Source organism: Lentibacillus songyuanensis (assembly GCF_039548255.1).
Lineage (GTDB): Bacteria > Bacillota > Bacilli > Bacillales > Amphibacillaceae > Lentibacillus_C > Lentibacillus_C songyuanensis.
In genome coordinates, this window is sequence record NZ_JBCLVH010000004.1 from 151,844 (window position 1) to 168,391 (window position 16,548).

Below are 16,548 nucleotides of genomic sequence, written 5' to 3' on the forward strand. Positions count from 1 at the left end.
TGCAACTGAAGGAGATTGAAACATGGAAAAGATCATCGTTCGCGGCGGAAGACAACTTAATGGTGCCGTAAAGGTTGAAGGTGCTAAGAATGCAGTACTCCCAGTAATCGCTGCTAGCATTATTGCAAGTGAAGGAAAAAGTGTTTTACATGATGTTCCGGTTTTGGCTGATGTATATACAATAAACGAAGTCATTCGCAATATGAATGCAGATGTACATTTCGAAAATAATACGGTTACGGTTGACGCATCACGGGACTTACTAACGGAAGCCCCTTTTGAATATGTCCGAAAAATGCGTGCATCTGTATTAGTACTTGGTCCGCTTTTAGCGCGTTATGGGCATGCAAAAGTGGCGATGCCTGGTGGCTGTGCAATCGGGTCAAGACCAATTGACTTGCATCTAAAGGGATTCGAAGCAATGGGTGCCGAAGTACATGTGGGCAATGGCTTTGTCGAAGCGAAAGTGAATGGCAGACTGCAAGGGGCAAAGATTTATTTGGATGTCCCAAGTGTAGGTGCAACGGAAAATATTATGATGGCTGCAGCTTTGGCTGAAGGAAAGACAGTAATTGAAAACTGTGCCAAAGAGCCGGAGATTGTTGATTTAGCGAATTTCTTAAATAAAATGGGCGCAAAGGTTGTTGGCGCTGGTACAGAAACGATCCGGATTGAAGGAACCCAAAAGTTGCATGGGGCAGAACATACGATTATTCCTGACCGGGTGGAAGCAGGTACATTTATGGTCGCAGCTGCTGTTACGGGTGGAAATGTTTTAATCAAGAATGCGGTGAGCGAGCATTTACGTTCCGTTATTTCCAAGCTTGAAGAAATGAACGTATCGATTCAAGATGAACAAGGCGGTTTACGTGTAATCGGACCGAAGCAATTAAAGTCTACCGATATTAAAACACTGCCACATCCTGGGTTTCCAACAGATATGCAGTCACAAATGATGGCCTTGATGCTCTATGCAGAGGGTACAAGTGTCATTACCGAGACCGTATTTGAAAATCGCTTCATGCACGTAGAAGAATTTCGCCGGATGAATGCGAAAATGAAAATTGAAGGACGCAGTGTAATCGTCGATGGGAATTCCGACTTACAAGGTGCGGAAGTAGCTGCTACCGATTTACGTGCTGCTGCAGCGTTGATCCTTGCCGGATTGCGTGCAGAAGGATATACGCGTGTTACCGAATTAAAACATCTTGACCGCGGGTATGTGGATTTTGCCGGTAAATTGGCTGCACTTGGCGCGGATATTGAACGCATTACTGAAAATGAAAAAGCGGAAGAGGTAAAGGTAGAGACAGAAGCCCCGCAAGTCGATATGGATTATCGTTTTAACAATCTAGTAGCAAAGTTTTCTTAACGTGTAATGAATATGATAACGTATGAATGAAGCAGGAACCCAGTTCGGGGTTTCTGCTTTTTCGTCTTGGTTTTAATGCTAGCCGTGTAGTTGGCTGTCTTAAGCGGGAACAGGATGGAACATCGACCGGACAGAGTACGCATCAACCGAATCTGGTGAACCATCGACCGAACAGAGCGCATATCAACCGAATCTGATGGAACATCGACCGGACAGAGCGCGCATCAACCGAATCTGGTGAACCATCGACCGAACAGAGCGCATATCAACCGAATCTGATGAACCATCGACCGAGCAAAGCGCATATCAACCGAATCTGATGAACCATCGACCGGACAGAGTGCGCATCAACCGAATCAGGTGAATCATCGACCGAACAAAGCGCGCATCAACCGAATCAGGTGAACCATCGACCGAACAAAGTGCGCATCAACCGAATCTGATGAACCATCGACCGAACAAAGCGCAAATCAACCGAATCTGATGAACCATCGACCGAAAAGGGTACGCATCAACCGAATCTGATGGAACATCGACCGGACAGAGTGCGCATCAACCGAATCTGGTGAACCATCGACCGAACAGAGCGCAAATCAACCGAATCTGATGAACTATCGACTGAACAGAGCGCATATCAACCGAATCTGATGAATCATCGACCGAAAAGGGTACGCATCAACCGAATCTGATGAACTATCGACCGAACTGAACACATATTAACCAAATCAGGCGAATCATCGACCGAACAGAGCGCACATCAACCACGCGTCTAAAAACAGTCTTTCCTCCTGGGCCAGAAAATATAAGTCTATCAATCTGCAACCAGTCCTGTCGTTTTGTCCAAATTACTCTTTCCAATCCTGTTCATGTATGGTAAAATTATGGGAAAATTAGTAATTATACATAAGGAGGAGCAATATGAATAGCGGATTGGAGAAACGCTTAACATTCGATAACATACCAAATGGTGCTTCAAATTATCATCACGATAATATAGCGGCCAATCATTCCAATAAATGTTTTGTTACATAATGTTGAAAACGTTTTCAGATGGTGATAGCTTTTCGAATATAAATCCTATTTCAGAATCATTATGAATACAAAATTGCTGGCAACCATTGAGCTTGCTGTAATGGGGTGACTATATGACACGATACATTCTAAAACGGTTTCTCATGATGATTGTGACGATCTGGATTATTGTTTCGCTCACATTCATTTTAATGGTCTCGATCCCTGGGTCACCGTTTAATGAGGAACGTGGAACGAATGAGACGGTTCAGGCTAATTTGGAGGCTCACTATAATCTGGATAAGCCGTATTACATGCAGTATCTGCTATATTTAAAATCCATTGTCACGTTCGACTTTGGTCCATCAATTAAGCAGCCAACGGAGACGGTAAATGATTTGCTTGGCCGCGGATTCCCGATTTCCTTTGAACTGGGGTTTGCTACCATCATTGTCGCCGTTATTTCAGGAATTATCTTGGGAATTATTGCTGCGCTAAAGCATAACAAAATCATCGATTATGCAGCAATGAGCCTTGCCGTATTGGGGATCTCGATTCCGAATTTTGTGCTGGCAACGTTGTTGATCCAGGAACTGGCCGTTAATATCAAATTATTTCCGCCTGCCACATGGTCGTCTCCGATGCATATGGTGTTACCAATTATTGCACTGGCAACTGGTCCGATGGCGATCATTGCTAGGTTAACCAGATCTACCATGCTGGAAGTGTTAACCCAGGATTATATTAAAATGGCCCGGGCAAAAGGTCTGAGCCCATGGAAAATAATTGTGAAACACGCATTAAAAAATGCGCTGATGCCGGTGGTTACAATTTTAGGGACATTACTGGCAAGTATTTTGACCGGTACCTTTGTTATCGAGAAAATATTTGCCATACCTGGGATGGGGAAATATTTTGTAGAAAGTATTAACCAGCGGGATTACCCAGTTATTATGGGGACAACAGTGTTCTATAGTGCTTTTCTTATTTTTATGCTATTTCTCGTCGACATTGCATATGGAGTGTTAGATCCGAGAATTAAACTGCATAAGAAGGGAGGAGAATGAGATGGAACAAGTAAATGACCAAACGATGGAGCATTCTCCTGCCGTTTCTGATGTAGCGGATGAATGGTTTACCTGGAAGAAAAAGGACTTAACAGCTGCTGAAGCTGTTTCCAGACCTTCTCTGTCCTACTGGCAGGATGCATGGAAACGGCTTGTCACGAATAAACTGGCAATGTCTGGACTCGTTTTTTTAATTCTATTAAGTATGATGGCGATTGTAGGCCCGATGCTTTCTCCCTATACCGTAAGAGAAGGGAATTTGCCGGAACAGTTTATGGCTCCCTCTGCTGACCATTGGTTTGGCACGGATTCTCTTGGGCGTGATGTTTTTACCCGAACTTGGTATGGGGCGCGGATATCATTGTTTGTCGGCTTGATGGCTGCACTGATTGATTTGTTTATTGGCGTTATTTATGGCGGTGTCTCCGGTTATAAGGGTGGTCGGACAGATAATGTTATGATGCGGATCATTGAGGTATTGTATGGGCTGCCATATTTGCTCGTTGTGATTTTGTTGCTCGTTGTTATGGGGCCAAGCTTGACGACTATAATTGTGGCGTTGACGGTAACCGGTTGGGTTGGGATGGCCCGGATTGTCCGCGGACAGGTATTGCAAATTAAGAACTATGAATTTGTGCTTGCTTCGAAATCATTTGGAACGAAAACCAAGCGGATTATTCGTAAAAATTTGCTGCCGAACACGATGGGGCCGATTATTGTCCAGATGACTTTAACTGTTCCAAGTGCCATTTTTGCCGAGGCTTTTTTAAGCTTTCTGGGATTAGGAATTCAATCGCCGTATGCGAGCTGGGGGATGATGGCCAATGATGCGCTGGGAGCCATTTTATCTGGTAATTGGTGGACTTTGTTCTTCCCGGCGTTTTTCATATCGTTTACCATGTTTGCATTTAACGTTTTGGGGGATGGATTGCAGGATGCACTTGATCCGAAGCTGAGAAAGTAGGGGATGTAGTTGGAGAAAATATTAGAAGTGAACAATCTGCATGTAACCTTTGCCACATATGGGGGAACAGTTAAGGCGGTTCGCGGTGTTCATTTTGATTTACATAAAGGAGAAACGCTGGCAATTGTTGGGGAGTCAGGCTGTGGAAAAAGTGTGACCTCGAACGCGATAATAAGGCTGATTCCTGATCCGCCCGGTAAAATAGCTGACGGCTCGATCCAATTTCAAGGCCGGGAATTAACCAAGCTTTCGGATAAAGAAATGCGACAGATTCGCGGTGCTGACATGTCCATGATTTTTCAGGATCCGATGACTGCGTTAAACCCGACATTAACGATTGGCAGTCAACTGATCGAGGGACTAAAGCAGCATCAACACATAACACACGCCAACGCCAAGAAAAAGGCACTGGAAATGATGGATCTGGTTGGTATCCCGAATCCGGATATCCGTCTTAAGCAATATCCGCATCAGTTCAGTGGTGGTATGCGGCAACGGATTGTTATTGCGATGGCCTTGATCTGTGAACCGGAGCTGCTGATTGCGGATGAACCAACAACCGCACTGGACGTAACGATTCAGGCACAAATACTAGAGCTATTCGAAAAAATTCAGGACCAGACGGGTGTTTCGATTATATTAATCACCCATGACTTAGGGGTTGTTGCCAAGATTGCCGATCGGATCGCTGTTATGTATGCCGGTAAAATCATTGAAGTTGGCACCAAGCGGGAAATTTTTTATCAGCCCCAGCATCCTTATACAAAGGGATTGCTCAAGTCGGTGCCAAGACTTGATGTACAAGGGGAAACGTTGACCCCAATTGATGGCACCCCACCAGATTTATTCTCCCCTCCAAAAGGATGTCCGTTTACAGCACGATGTCCTATGGCTATGGAGGTGTGTGATAAAGTTTATCCTTTTCAGTCAACGCTGTCAGCTACCCATCATGTGGACTGCTGGCTGCAGGATGAAAGGGCGAAACAGCTTTTGGCTCAAACAGCCGTAAAATAATCGATTCAAAGGGGGAAAGGTTCATGAAGAAAGGCTTTTTATTAGGTTTACTTGCGTTGATGTTTGCCGTTTTGGTCGCGTGCACTGCCAATGAAGATGCCGGTAAAGCGAAAGATGAGGACAGTGGTAACGGGGAGGACGCAGCACAGGCTGAAGAAAAAGTATTGCTCATGAATAATGGAGAGGAGCCAACATCGTTAAACCCGCCAGAAGGTTTTGATAACATGTCCTACAATGTATTAAATAACCTGATGGAAGGGATGACACGTCTGGGACAGGATGATGAACCAGAAGCAGCAATGGCAGAAGATTGGGATGTATCGGATGACCAAAAAACATACACCTTTCATATTCGTGATGACGCCAACTGGTCCAACGGTGACCCCGTAACTGCGGGAGATTTTGAATTCGCCTGGAAACAGTTGCTCGATCCAGAAACCGGGTCTCCAGCAGCGTTTTTAGGCTATGTTTTTGAAGGTGGCGAGGAATTTAATAGTGGTGATGCAGATGCCGACGATGTTCAGATAACCGCAAAGGATGATAAGACGCTAGAGGTTACCTTGAAAGAGCCAACAGGATATTTTCTGAATATCATTACCAATCCGGCTTTTTTTCCGGTTAATGAAAAGATAGCACAAGATAATGAAAAATGGTACAGCGATGCCGATTCCTTTGTTGCAAATGGCCCCTTTAAGATGGAGACATGGGAACACGACAAAAAAATCGTGATGGTAAGAAATGATCAATACTGGGATAAAGATACGGTGAAATTGGATAAAGTCGACTGGGCAATGGTACCAGAAACAAAGACAGAATACCAAATGTTTCAAAGTGATGAGTTGGATATGACCGAAATCCCATCCGCTTTGGCCGATCAGCTCATTGATGGAGATGATGTCGTAATTGATGACCAAGCTGGACTTTATTTTTATCGATTTAATGTAGAAAAAGAGCCGTTCCAAAACAAGAAAATCCGTAAAGCATTCGCCATGGCCGTCAACCAGAATGATATCGTTGATTATGTTACGAAAAATAAGGAAGAAGCTGCCCATGCATTTGTTTCACCAGGGTTTAAGGATCCATCTGGTACTGACTTCCGTGAGGCGAATGGCGATTTGGTGGAATTCGACCCGGATAAGGCCAAGGAACTGTTAAAAGAGGGAATGGAAGAAGAAGGATATGATGAATTACCAGATGTGACACTCACATACAATACCGATGAAGATCATAAGGCGATTGCGGAAACGTTGCAAAATATGTTCAGTGATAATCTTGGTGTCGATGTTACCTTGAAAAATACGGAATGGAACGTATTCTTAGAGGATCAAAAGGCACTGAAACACCAGCTGTCCCGAAGTTCATTCTTATTTGATTATGGTGATCCAATCAACTTCCTGGAAGGTTTCATCACGGATTCCACGATGAACCGGACAGGATGGTCTAATGAAAAATACGATGAACTGATCAAACAGGCGAAGTCAGAAAAGGATGAGCAGAAGCGTTGGGAAAAAATGGAAGATGCAGAGAAGCTATTAGCCGATGAAATGCCGTTTTTCCCAATTCATTATTATAATCAAGTGTATATTTACAAGGATAACATTTCTGGAATTGTCCGCCATCCGGTCGGATATTTGGAGTTGAAATGGGCGGATAAAAAGTAGCGTTCTGCGAGGAGTCAGGCGATAGCACTCTTGAAAACGTGCAGGAACATTCCAGAAACATGCGAAAGTGACCTAAGAACGTGCAGGAACACTCCAGAAACGTGCGAGAGCGACCAGAAACCGTGCAGGAATACTCCAAAAACGTGCGAAAATGACCTGAGAACGTGCGGGAACGTTCCAGAAACGTGCGAGAGCACTCCTGATATGGGGGGGACCCTTCAAAATTCGCGGATCAGTGAAGGAATGGCCCACTTACAATCTAAGTGGGCCACCCTCTCGTTTTGTATACATATATAAAGGAAAGAAGGTTTAAAATCATGATTCAGCCAGAGCGATTGCGTAAAGGGGATACGATCGGAATCATTGCACCTGCCAGCCCGGTGCATTGGCATGAATTAACTTGTGGCATCCCATTTTTTGAACAGATGGGCTTGCAAGTGAAACTGGGAAAGTCGGTTAACCGTACATATGGCTATTTAGCCGGCACGGATGAGGAGCGGTTAGCGGATATTCATGCCATGTTTGCTGATCCGACCGTAAAAGCAATTATTTGTGCGCGCGGTGGGTATGGGACAGGAAGGTTAGCTGCAAACCTAGATTATGAACTGATAAAAAATAACCCGAAAATTTTCTGGGGGTATAGTGATATTACTTATTTACATACAGCGATTCACAACGAAGCTGGACTGGTTACTTTTCACGGCCCAATGGTTGCATCGGATATTGCCAAAGATACATTTGATGCGTTGTCGGCGAGTTTGTTTGATCAATTATTTTCACCGACGAAGTTGTGTTATTCAGAAACGGTATCGCCATTAAAGATGTTTGTGCCGGGAGAGGCCAAAGGGGAATTGGCTGGCGGGAACTTGTCGCTATTAATTAGTACATTGGGAACGCCATTTGAAATCGAAACTGCAGGAAAATTGCTGGTGATTGAGGATATTGGTGAAGAGCCTTATCGTGTGGATGCGATGCTGAATCAGTTGAAGCATGCTGGTAAACTGGATAATTTAGCGGGGCTAATTATTGGGGATTTTGCCTTGGCTAAACCAAAAAGTGAAAAGCCTTCCTTTCGATTAGAAGAAGTCATTCAGCAATATGTCAGCGAATTACCTTTTCCCGTTATGTCTGGCTTTTCCATTGGTCATTGCACCCCCAATTTTTCGATACCGTTGGGTGTTGAAGCGAGGTTATCGACATTGGATAAAACGCTTGTAATGGAACCGGGCGTTCGATAGGAGCGGGTAACAATAGGTAAAAATGTGGGGAAGGGAGCCTTAAAGATGATTGAACAAACGTTTGAACAATCTTTGGATGAATGCTGGGTGACTGCGGTTCAAGTGGCAACTGTCTGGACAAATCCGGAATCTGCTAGAGAAATAGATAAAGCGGGAATAAGCAATCCAACAGATATTGACCAATGGGTAGCTGGCCAAACGTTTACGAATCGGGCAGCTTTATGTGACGAAAATCGGGTGCAAACCCAGCTGTTGTATGGTGAACGTGTTATTGTGCTTGCAGTGAAAGCAGATTGGGCCCATGTCATTATTCCAACCCAGCCATCGCATAAAGAGGAACGTGGCTATCCCGGCTGGGTTCCGTTCCGGCAGCTGGAGCGCGTGTCGAAGCAGGATTGGGAAACAGAACGAACCATTACGGTTACGGATAAATTTGCCTGGCTGGAGGATAAGTCGGGAAAACGGGTGATAAAGGTCAGTTATCAAACACACCTGCCATTGCGGCGGGAAGCAACTGACCGTGTCGAGGTCGTGACGTCTCATGGCCAATTATTTATAAAAAAAGCGGCCATATGTATATTTGAAACAACGAAAGGGCTTGCTAAACAATCTGGCGAACGACTGATCCAAGAGGGGAAACGGTTCCTTGGACTGGATTATTTCTGGGGTGGCATGAGTGCTTTTGGCTATGATTGCTCGGGTTTTTGTTATGTCATGCACAAGGCAAATGGATATCGAATACCGCGCGATGCTGGCGATCAGGCAGCTAACGGGCAGAGGATCCGACTTGATCATGTGCTCCCAGGTGATTTATTATTCTTCGCATACGACAATGGGAAGGGCAAACTTCATCATGTTGGCATGTACTATGGGGATGGTCATATGCTGCATTCTCCTAAAACAGGACGGCAAATTGAAATTCTCAAGCTGAAGGGTACCGTATATGAACAGGAGCTTTGTATAGCAACACGTTATTGGCAAGGGGCGAATGATGATGGACAATGAGAAAGTGTTACAAGTGAACGAATTGAAGAAGTACTTTGACATGGGAAAAGGCAAGCTGTTACAAGCAGTCGATGGCGTCAGCTTTTATATTTATAAGGGCGAAACGTTTGGGCTTGTCGGGGAATCTGGATGTGGCAAGTCGACAATTGGACGTACGATCATGGGATTGTATGAAAAAACGGATGGCGATGTAATTTATGACGGGAAGCATGTGCATGCGTTGAACGACAAGGAAAAGTTTCAATTTTACCGCAGGATGCAAATGATTTTTCAGGACCCATATGCCTCATTAAACCCGCGCTCAACCGTGAGAGAAGTGATTGCTGAGCCATTAGAGGTGCATGGGATCTTCTCTAGTAAAAAGGAGCAGCTGGAACGTGTTTATGAGCTGTTGGAGGAAGTTGGCTTAAACCGGGATCATGCCAATCGGTATCCACATGAATTCAGTGGTGGCCAGCGTCAGCGAATCGGGATTGCCCGGGCATTGGCATTGGATCCGGATTTTATCATTGCCGATGAACCAATCTCGGCCCTTGATGTCTCCGTTCAGGCACAGGTCGTCAACTTGTTGAAGGAATTACAGTTAGATAAGGGCTTAACCTTCTTATTTATTGCCCATGATTTATCGATGGTAAAACAGATTTCCGACCGAATTGGTGTGATGTACCTTGGGAATATGGTTGAATTAACAACAAGTGAAGCCCTCTATGACAACCCATTGCATCCATATACCAAAGCATTATTATCCGCTATCCCGATTCCGGATCCGGATATTGAAGAAAGTCGTGAGCGCATCATTTTAAAAGGCGAACTTCCCAGCCCAATTAACCCGCCAAGCGGCTGCGTATTCCGTACCCGCTGTCCAATGGCTATGGACATCTGCGCACATGAAAAACCAATATGGCAAGAAGTACACCCCCATCACCATGTCGCCTGTCACCTATATACGAAAGACGAGTTGAGCGGTAGGGTGGACCGTAATTCGAGCAAAGAAGTGCGGTCCCGTGTTCCAGAGATAAATATGAAGCGGGGTCGTTGGTAACTGGCGGATGAACGGTTTCACTATGTTTCGGTCTGATAGATTCGCTTAGGTTTGGCTAGAAAGGGAAGGAAAGAGGAGGATCACTGGATATATTGACGGTGTACAATATATGGTTGAGAAAGGATTCAAGATGTATAGATGTTTTTGGATTATGTGAAATGGACAGCTCCTGCTTTGGCGGGAGCTGTTTTTCATTGAAAGTATAAAATTTGGCGTTGTTAATTTTACTGTCAGCGATAGCCAGTCCGGCTCCAGCGCCTAGAGACTAGTAGCCAATACCCGCCTCCGTACGATAAGTCAACATAGGCTTAGGGGAAGTTCGGTTAAAACCGCGACGTCCTGTCGCAACACCGAACTGACCTACATCTTGTAGCCCCCAGCTCACCGTGTTTCCTTTATCTCCTACGGTAGGAATATTCAGTTAAGACCGCTGCTTTGCGCAGCAACACTAAACCACCCTGCTTGGCAGGGCGCAGTCTATACGTCTATAAACGGGCGCTTGCGCCTTTCTAATCCTGGAATAAAAAAGAAAGGAGAGCCTTTAGTTGAGAAGGAAGCATAGCAGGTAGAGAGAGCGGCACACCTAAACGTGAGAGAGCCTGTCAAATTCGGGAGGGAAGCCACTTAGGTTTTATTCAACACTATCCCATAACTTCAGGATTGGAAATAAGACGCTGGACCTGTCCGAGAACGCTGAAAACTTCTACTTCTCTCTGCTGATAAATGTGGCCACGGAACTTATTCCACGACGCGGTAAAGCTGGTTGGAATAGCCGATAAATGAGAGACAGGATGCTTTCAGTGGTCTCGACTGTTCCTTGTCTCATTTTGAATTTCTGGTTCTATTGTTTTTGGAATTTGTATAAGTTTAGTAGTAGGAAACTAGGAATGTTCTTCTTTCATCGAGCATGAATCCAGCTGGAATAACAGCAGGCGAGAGTAGCATATTAAATTCATACGAGGAGGCGGCAGATGAATAATCGCAAATACCACTATAAAACGAATCCAACGCCTAAAGCTTGGAAAAAGAAGAAACCGTCATTTCATTCCAAAAGGACGTCGCAATTTTCGAAGTGGAAAAAAGGGCTACCAGCTAAGCCAAACAAGCAGCTAGGGAGAAAACCGTCCACTTGGAAACTTCCCACAACGGTATTTCTAGCTAGTCTAATCATGATTATCTTGATTATTCCTACATTAATTGTTTTGCCCGATAAGGATAATGAACAGGCACAAATAAGCGCAAAGACAAACGATGAAAAAGCAGCAAAGAATAAGCAGGAAGAAGTGGAACTAACCGCAGCGGACTCTCCTTTTTCCGTTGAGGTCATGCGGGCCAATACCGATAATAAAGTGGAAGATGTGCCATTGGAGACGTATGTATCACGAGTAGTGGCTTCTGAAATGCCGATTGATTTTGAAATGGAGGCATTAAAGGCTCAAGCGCTTGCTGCCCGGACATATGTAGTGGATGTGCTGTTACATCATAACCAGGATAAGGACGATCAGCCGCAAGTTACGGATACCACTGATAATCAGGTATACAGCAATAAAACGGAGCTTCAGAAAAAGTGGGGAAAAGATTATGCAGGAAATATGGAAAAGGTAACCGAAGCTGTTGCAGCGACAAAAGGAGAAATTTTGACGTACGATGACAATCCGATTTTCCCGGCATTTTTTTCAACGAGTAATGGTTATACGGAAAACTCGGAGGATTACTGGGATAATAAATTACCTTACCTTCGCAGTGTAAAAAGTCCATGGGATAAAAAATCACCAAAATTTTTAGACCAAAAAATTGTCTCGATTGCGGATGCGGAGCAGCAACTGGGTGTTCAGATCGCTGGGGACTTGCAAGCAGATATGTCAAGAACGGACGGGAAGCGTGTCAGCAAACTGAATATTGGCGGGAAGGAATTTACCGGAAAAGAGATCCGGGAAAAGTTTGATCTGCGTTCCAGTGATTTTACCATTGAACAAAAAAATGGCCATATCATATTTACAACAAAAGGATTCGGTCATGGAATTGGCATGAGTCAATATGGCGCAAACGGCATGGCGAAGGATGGAAAAAACTATAAAGACATTGTAGCGCATTATTATAAAGGAGTTAAAATAAGTAAAATAACGGAGACGGCGCCTACGCTTGTGGCGAAATAAAGGATCGTTACTAAGTTAGAACATCTGGTGTGGCAATGTAACAAAATAACAGGTAACCACCACTCAATGGCGATTTAGGCTAAAGGGTGGTTATTTAATTGTAGATACATGGTTTAGCAAAAGCGAGGGAGAACGTCAGCTAACCGACCAAACATTATAGCCTGATTGTAGCGGCTAGCCAACTGATGAGCAGCAGCATCAAAAACGTTCGGTCACAGTGTCCTTCTATAATCACCAGAGTGGCCAATCCAAACAATAGATTCGTCAGTAAATTTCTTACCTTGCCCCGGATTGCAAGAAAAATGTATAAAATAGTGAATTTTTTTCTGGAAAATGTATAGTTTTTCTTTTTTCTGATCAGAATGGTTGTTGAGGTGATGATCATGAAAGAAGAAAACAATGGTACTCCAAAAAACAAATGGAGCCGCATTTTCCGCAAGAAGTGGTTTTTTCCAGCATTATACCTGGCGATTGCCGCAGTTCTTTTAACGGCAGTAATCTGGTATCAGAATTTGGATAACCAAGTCAAAGAGTCGGATGATGGTCAGGATGTTGCAGAGGATTACGCGGATGGTTCATTTGACCAAGATGCAGAAACGGTAGCTGATCAGCAGGAAGTTATCAAAATGCCTGTCGAAACGGCGGATCAAGCAGAAATCGTAACTAAATTTTTTGATTACAACGCGGATGAGAAGGACCAGGAAAGTGCCCTTGTCCATTACAATAACCGATACTATCAAAGTACTGGTGTTGACATTACATCCCCGGACACGGAAAAATTTAACGTTACAGCTGCATTGAGTGGTACAGTGAAAGAAGTAAAAGAAGATCCGCTATTAGGTAATGTTGTTGAATTAACGCATGAAAATGACGTGACAACATACTATGCAAGTCTTGGTGAAGTAAAGGTAGAAGCGAACGACAAGGTGAAGCAAGGTGATGTCATTGGTACAGGCGGTAAGAACATTTTTAATAAAGACAAAGATACGCATGTCCACTTTGAGTTGAGAAAAGACGGACAACCTGTTAATCCGGAAGAATTTTTCAATCAATCTGTTAGTAAGCTAGACAGTGTAAAAACGGATGAAGCAAGTACAGACGAATCAAATGCTGCAGACGAGTCAAATGCTACAGATGAATCCAATGCAACAGACGAGCCAAACGCTACAGATGAATCTGGGGAAGATGACGCCAACGTTTCAGACGATGATGCAAACCAAACGGAAGATCCAGAAGCGACGGATGAGTCCGAGGAGAATGATAAGGCAGATGACGCTGATCAATCAGGTGACAACGAAAGCGATCCAGACAAGAGTGAGGATCCTGAATCAGATGCCGATGATGGAGCTACATCACAATCATCCAATCCATCGAAAAATGCTTAATAGTCGACAGGCTTCTAAACTGTAAGATTTACCCTAGTAATTGTACTAGGGTTATTTTTTTGTGCTAGAATATATGCTAGTGTAAATTATTCATACTTGCGCCGCAGCTATGTCCTGGGGCCACCTTAAAGCAGGAGTATCTTCCGAAAAAGTTTACAATTATTGGAATGGTGCGAAAATTGTCGAACGATTGTACTTTATATTTGCAAAAAATATGGTATTATAAAAGCAGATGTCACATATTGCTAGAGTTTGACTGAATTTGTCGCAATAGAGAGTCAGGGTCATGTCCAATACTCTTTTTAATTTTGAGAGTATACGTTGCAGGAAGGGAGAGCTGATTGTGAAGTACCCCAAGGCTGACATAACAGCAAATTCTTTAACCTCCATTCCACGTGAAGGTGAATTATCATTAGAACAGGTCAACCTTATGTTATTGCAGGAACATGATAGTGAAACGGCTTTACAGCTGATGCGTAACTTTTGCTTGCAGTCGACATCAGATGAAATCATGAAAAAGGGAATGGAATTTTTATATACAAACGGCTATATAAATGATTTGCAATTGCTTGTGAACAAAAATAAAGAATCGGGAAATAGGTCAAACCAGGAATGGGCAGAAATCTATCAGCTCATCATCGACCGAAAACGCCAGCATGGTCGTTATTCGCGTGAATTATTAAAAAAACTAAATGTATACCAGACCGACGATCCCGAACTTCGCTGTGTGATTGAATTTCTTAAAATTGCCATTCACTTTAACCTAAGAGAATTTGGGCAGATTGGAAATTTTCTTGATAAACAAACCGTTTTGTTCGATGCAGTAGAGGATACGCTTCTATTATCCTATTTTAATTTAAGGCTCTATCAAAACTTGTTTATTTATTATTGGACAAGAAACGAGTTAATTATGGCCAGAAAATATGCGTTTCGCGTGCTAAATGAAACATCTAATAGCAAAACAATTGTAAATATGCATATTAATTTGGGGCTCACGTACACATTTGATACCTATTTTCAGGGCATGTATCACCTGAATGAAGCCTTAAAGCTGGCGGAAAAGCACCATTATCATAGCAGTATGAACAGTATTAGAAAGAATAATATACCATTCTTATCCGCCCATTTTAAGCAGGTGGATGGGATTGACACCGATGATAAGAGTGAACAAGCTCATATCGAGATTGCTAAGGGCAATTATCAAGCAGCAAATGCTATCTTGTCAGAACTGCCGATCAACAGTCCATTTAAAATGTATTATTTAGGTGTTGCCAAGCAGGACAAGGACTTACTACTTCGATCGTATAACAACTTTATTGAAAAAAGAAGTGATTATTTCTTCTGTCGATTGCCACTGAATGTTTTAGTAAACATGAACGGATAACCAGGATGAACCCACGCTGTTTTAGTGGGGATATTCAAATGAATGCCCCGCTTTACTTATATTCTCAATACACCATGAGGAACCAGACTTCCAAAACGTTATTACATGAACGGTGAAGGGAGGGATACAAATGAAAAAGACGCGTATGTTTGCACTTGCAATTGTCATGTCATTAGGGATCGTATTTACTGTTGGAGCAGCCAATGCCCCTGGTTATTCGATCGCAAAGGACCCAGAATATGGTGACATTGATTGATTGTTGCTAAATGGGTTTTACATCATTGGATTTGCATTTCTTCTTAATATGAGAGTAATGACGGTATTAGGTTGGTTTTTTAAAGAGGTATTACTGAACACCTGTATCTTTTTCAGGAGCGGTTCGGTAGGTTAACAATAGTTAAGTAAAAGTTTGCGATGCTACTGTTTTCGTAGCATACGCACATAGGGTGTGGGAGCTTTGACGTTGACGATCATCGTGACGTATCATAAAAGCTCCTTTTTTTTGTTACGAAAGGGTCCTCCGTGTCATTTGTTAAGCCTTTTTCATATGTCCGTCAATCGCCGCCTCAAAAATAAAGCTTGTCTCCTCCATGAAACGCGTAAATTTAATCATAATCCATTAAAAGCTATAATAAAATGTTACAAACCAAGCAATCAATTTATGTCTGAGGTGAGAGCTTGTGTAGCATGTCAAGTCATTTTATACAACCCTAATACATACATTCCTTTTCAATTTGCGTTCATTTTTAAAATATATCATTACTGGAGCAAAACATGCCATCGAGGGATAATGACGCCCTTCATTTTTTGAAAATTTAAAACTATACAAGACACTGCTGCACAATGAAGCATTTCCAGTTAATACGCAGCCACAATTTTTTGACCACCTTGTCTCAGGTACACACCTCGGAAACAGACAACTTAGGGAGGCGAACGGTGTGCACGATTACATCAAGGAAAGGACTATCAGGATAGGAAAATATGTCGTTGAGACGAGGAAAACTGTCCGTACGATAGCGAAAGAGTTTGGAGTATCTAAAAGTACAGTCCACAAAGATTTAACTGAAAGACTGCCAGAAATACATCCAGAACTTGCAAATCAGGTAAAAGATATTCTGGAATATCACAAATCCATCCGGCATCTCCGTGGAGGCGAAGCAACTAGAAAAAAGTACAAAGTTGAGCCTAAAAAGGAAACCACGATTGAACCGGTAGGATGAGCAGGGACGATGGCATCAATTTGAGGGGG

General features: G+C 43.2%; 13 protein-coding genes. All 13 read left to right on the forward strand.

Features of this window, described 5'->3' with window-relative positions; genetic code table 11:
- Positions 1–22: 22 nt before the first annotated feature.
- The 13 genes from murA to spoIIID all read left to right on the forward strand — a co-directional run bounded on the left by murA (position 23) and on the right by spoIIID (position 16,519).
- Positions 23–1,372, forward strand: a complete 1,350-nt coding sequence (murA, locus tag WMZ97_RS06330) for a UDP-N-acetylglucosamine 1-carboxyvinyltransferase (protein WP_343271242.1) — start codon at positions 23–25, stop codon at positions 1,370–1,372.
- A gap of 1,145 nt (positions 1,373–2,517) precedes the next feature.
- Positions 2,518–3,450: an ABC transporter permease gene (locus WMZ97_RS06335; protein WP_343271243.1), complete on the forward strand. Its 933-nt coding sequence runs from the start codon at positions 2,518–2,520 to the stop codon at positions 3,448–3,450.
- 1 nt (position 3,451) lies between these two features.
- Entirely contained in the window at positions 3,452–4,414 is a 963-nt protein-coding gene (locus tag WMZ97_RS06340) for an ABC transporter permease (protein WP_343271244.1), read from the forward strand.
- 9 nt (positions 4,415–4,423) lie between these two features.
- The gene (locus WMZ97_RS06345) at positions 4,424–5,428 is read left to right on the forward strand and encodes an ABC transporter ATP-binding protein (protein ID WP_343271245.1); all 1,005 of its coding nucleotides are present in this window, start codon (positions 4,424–4,426) and stop codon (positions 5,426–5,428) included.
- A gap of 23 nt (positions 5,429–5,451) precedes the next feature.
- Positions 5,452–7,089 (forward strand): peptide ABC transporter substrate-binding protein, encoded by a 1,638-nt coding sequence (locus tag WMZ97_RS06350; protein WP_343271246.1) that lies wholly within the window; start codon positions 5,452–5,454, stop codon positions 7,087–7,089.
- A 317-nt stretch (positions 7,090–7,406) separates the two neighbouring features.
- Positions 7,407–8,327 (forward strand): S66 peptidase family protein, encoded by a 921-nt coding sequence (locus WMZ97_RS06355; RefSeq protein ID WP_343271247.1) that lies wholly within the window; start codon positions 7,407–7,409, stop codon positions 8,325–8,327.
- A gap of 45 nt (positions 8,328–8,372) precedes the next feature.
- Positions 8,373–9,332 carry a C40 family peptidase gene (locus WMZ97_RS06360; RefSeq protein WP_343271248.1) on the forward strand — a complete coding sequence of 320 codons (960 nt, stop codon included), beginning with the start codon at positions 8,373–8,375 and terminating at the stop codon, positions 9,330–9,332.
- Positions 9,322–10,374 (forward strand): ABC transporter ATP-binding protein, encoded by a 1,053-nt coding sequence (locus WMZ97_RS06365; protein WP_343271337.1) that lies wholly within the window; start codon positions 9,322–9,324, stop codon positions 10,372–10,374. Before WMZ97_RS06360 ends, WMZ97_RS06365 begins: the two co-directional genes overlap by 11 nt.
- A 971-nt stretch (positions 10,375–11,345) precedes the next feature.
- Positions 11,346–12,530 carry a stage II sporulation protein D gene (gene spoIID / locus WMZ97_RS06370; protein ID WP_343271249.1) on the forward strand — a complete coding sequence of 395 codons (1,185 nt, stop codon included), beginning with the start codon at positions 11,346–11,348 and terminating at the stop codon, positions 12,528–12,530.
- A 383-nt stretch (positions 12,531–12,913) separates the two neighbouring features.
- A complete protein-coding gene (locus tag WMZ97_RS06375; RefSeq protein ID WP_343271250.1) occupies positions 12,914–13,915 on the forward strand; it encodes a peptidoglycan DD-metalloendopeptidase family protein in 1,002 nt (333 codons plus the stop codon).
- A 343-nt stretch (positions 13,916–14,258) separates the two neighbouring features.
- Positions 14,259–15,299, forward strand: a complete 1,041-nt coding sequence (locus WMZ97_RS06380; RefSeq protein ID WP_343271251.1) for an AimR family lysis-lysogeny pheromone receptor — start codon at positions 14,259–14,261, stop codon at positions 15,297–15,299.
- Positions 15,300–15,429: 130 nt separating this feature from the next.
- Complete coding sequence (locus tag WMZ97_RS06385; protein WP_343271252.1) at positions 15,430–15,555, forward strand: hypothetical protein; 126 nt, start codon at positions 15,430–15,432, stop codon at positions 15,553–15,555.
- A gap of 682 nt (positions 15,556–16,237) precedes the next feature.
- Positions 16,238–16,519, forward strand: a complete 282-nt coding sequence (gene spoIIID, locus WMZ97_RS06390; protein WP_343271253.1) for a sporulation transcriptional regulator SpoIIID — start codon at positions 16,238–16,240, stop codon at positions 16,517–16,519.
- Positions 16,520–16,548 lie beyond the last annotated feature (29 nt).

Excerpts from the sequence above, each read along its gene's own strand:
- WMZ97_RS06340 (WP_343271244.1), top strand. The coding sequence starts at position 3,452 with ATGGAACAAGTAAATGACCAAACGATGGAGCATTCTCCTGCCGTTTCT.
- WMZ97_RS06335 (WP_343271243.1), top strand. The coding sequence starts at position 2,518 with ATGACACGATACATTCTAAAACGGTTTCTCATGATGATTGTGACGATC.
- WMZ97_RS06350 (WP_343271246.1), top strand. The coding sequence starts at position 5,452 with ATGAAGAAAGGCTTTTTATTAGGTTTACTTGCGTTGATGTTTGCCGTT.
- WMZ97_RS06360 (WP_343271248.1), top strand. The coding sequence starts at position 8,373 with ATGATTGAACAAACGTTTGAACAATCTTTGGATGAATGCTGGGTGACT.
- WMZ97_RS06385 (WP_343271252.1), top strand. The coding sequence starts at position 15,430 with ATGAAAAAGACGCGTATGTTTGCACTTGCAATTGTCATGTCATTAGGG.
- spoIID (WP_343271249.1), top strand. The coding sequence starts at position 11,346 with ATGAATAATCGCAAATACCACTATAAAACGAATCCAACGCCTAAAGCT.
- murA (WP_343271242.1), top strand. The coding sequence starts at position 23 with ATGGAAAAGATCATCGTTCGCGGCGGAAGACAACTTAATGGTGCCGTA.
- WMZ97_RS06375 (WP_343271250.1), top strand. The coding sequence starts at position 12,914 with ATGAAAGAAGAAAACAATGGTACTCCAAAAAACAAATGGAGCCGCATT.
- WMZ97_RS06365 (WP_343271337.1), top strand. The coding sequence starts at position 9,322 with ATGGACAATGAGAAAGTGTTACAAGTGAACGAATTGAAGAAGTACTTT.
- WMZ97_RS06355 (WP_343271247.1), top strand. The coding sequence starts at position 7,407 with ATGATTCAGCCAGAGCGATTGCGTAAAGGGGATACGATCGGAATCATT.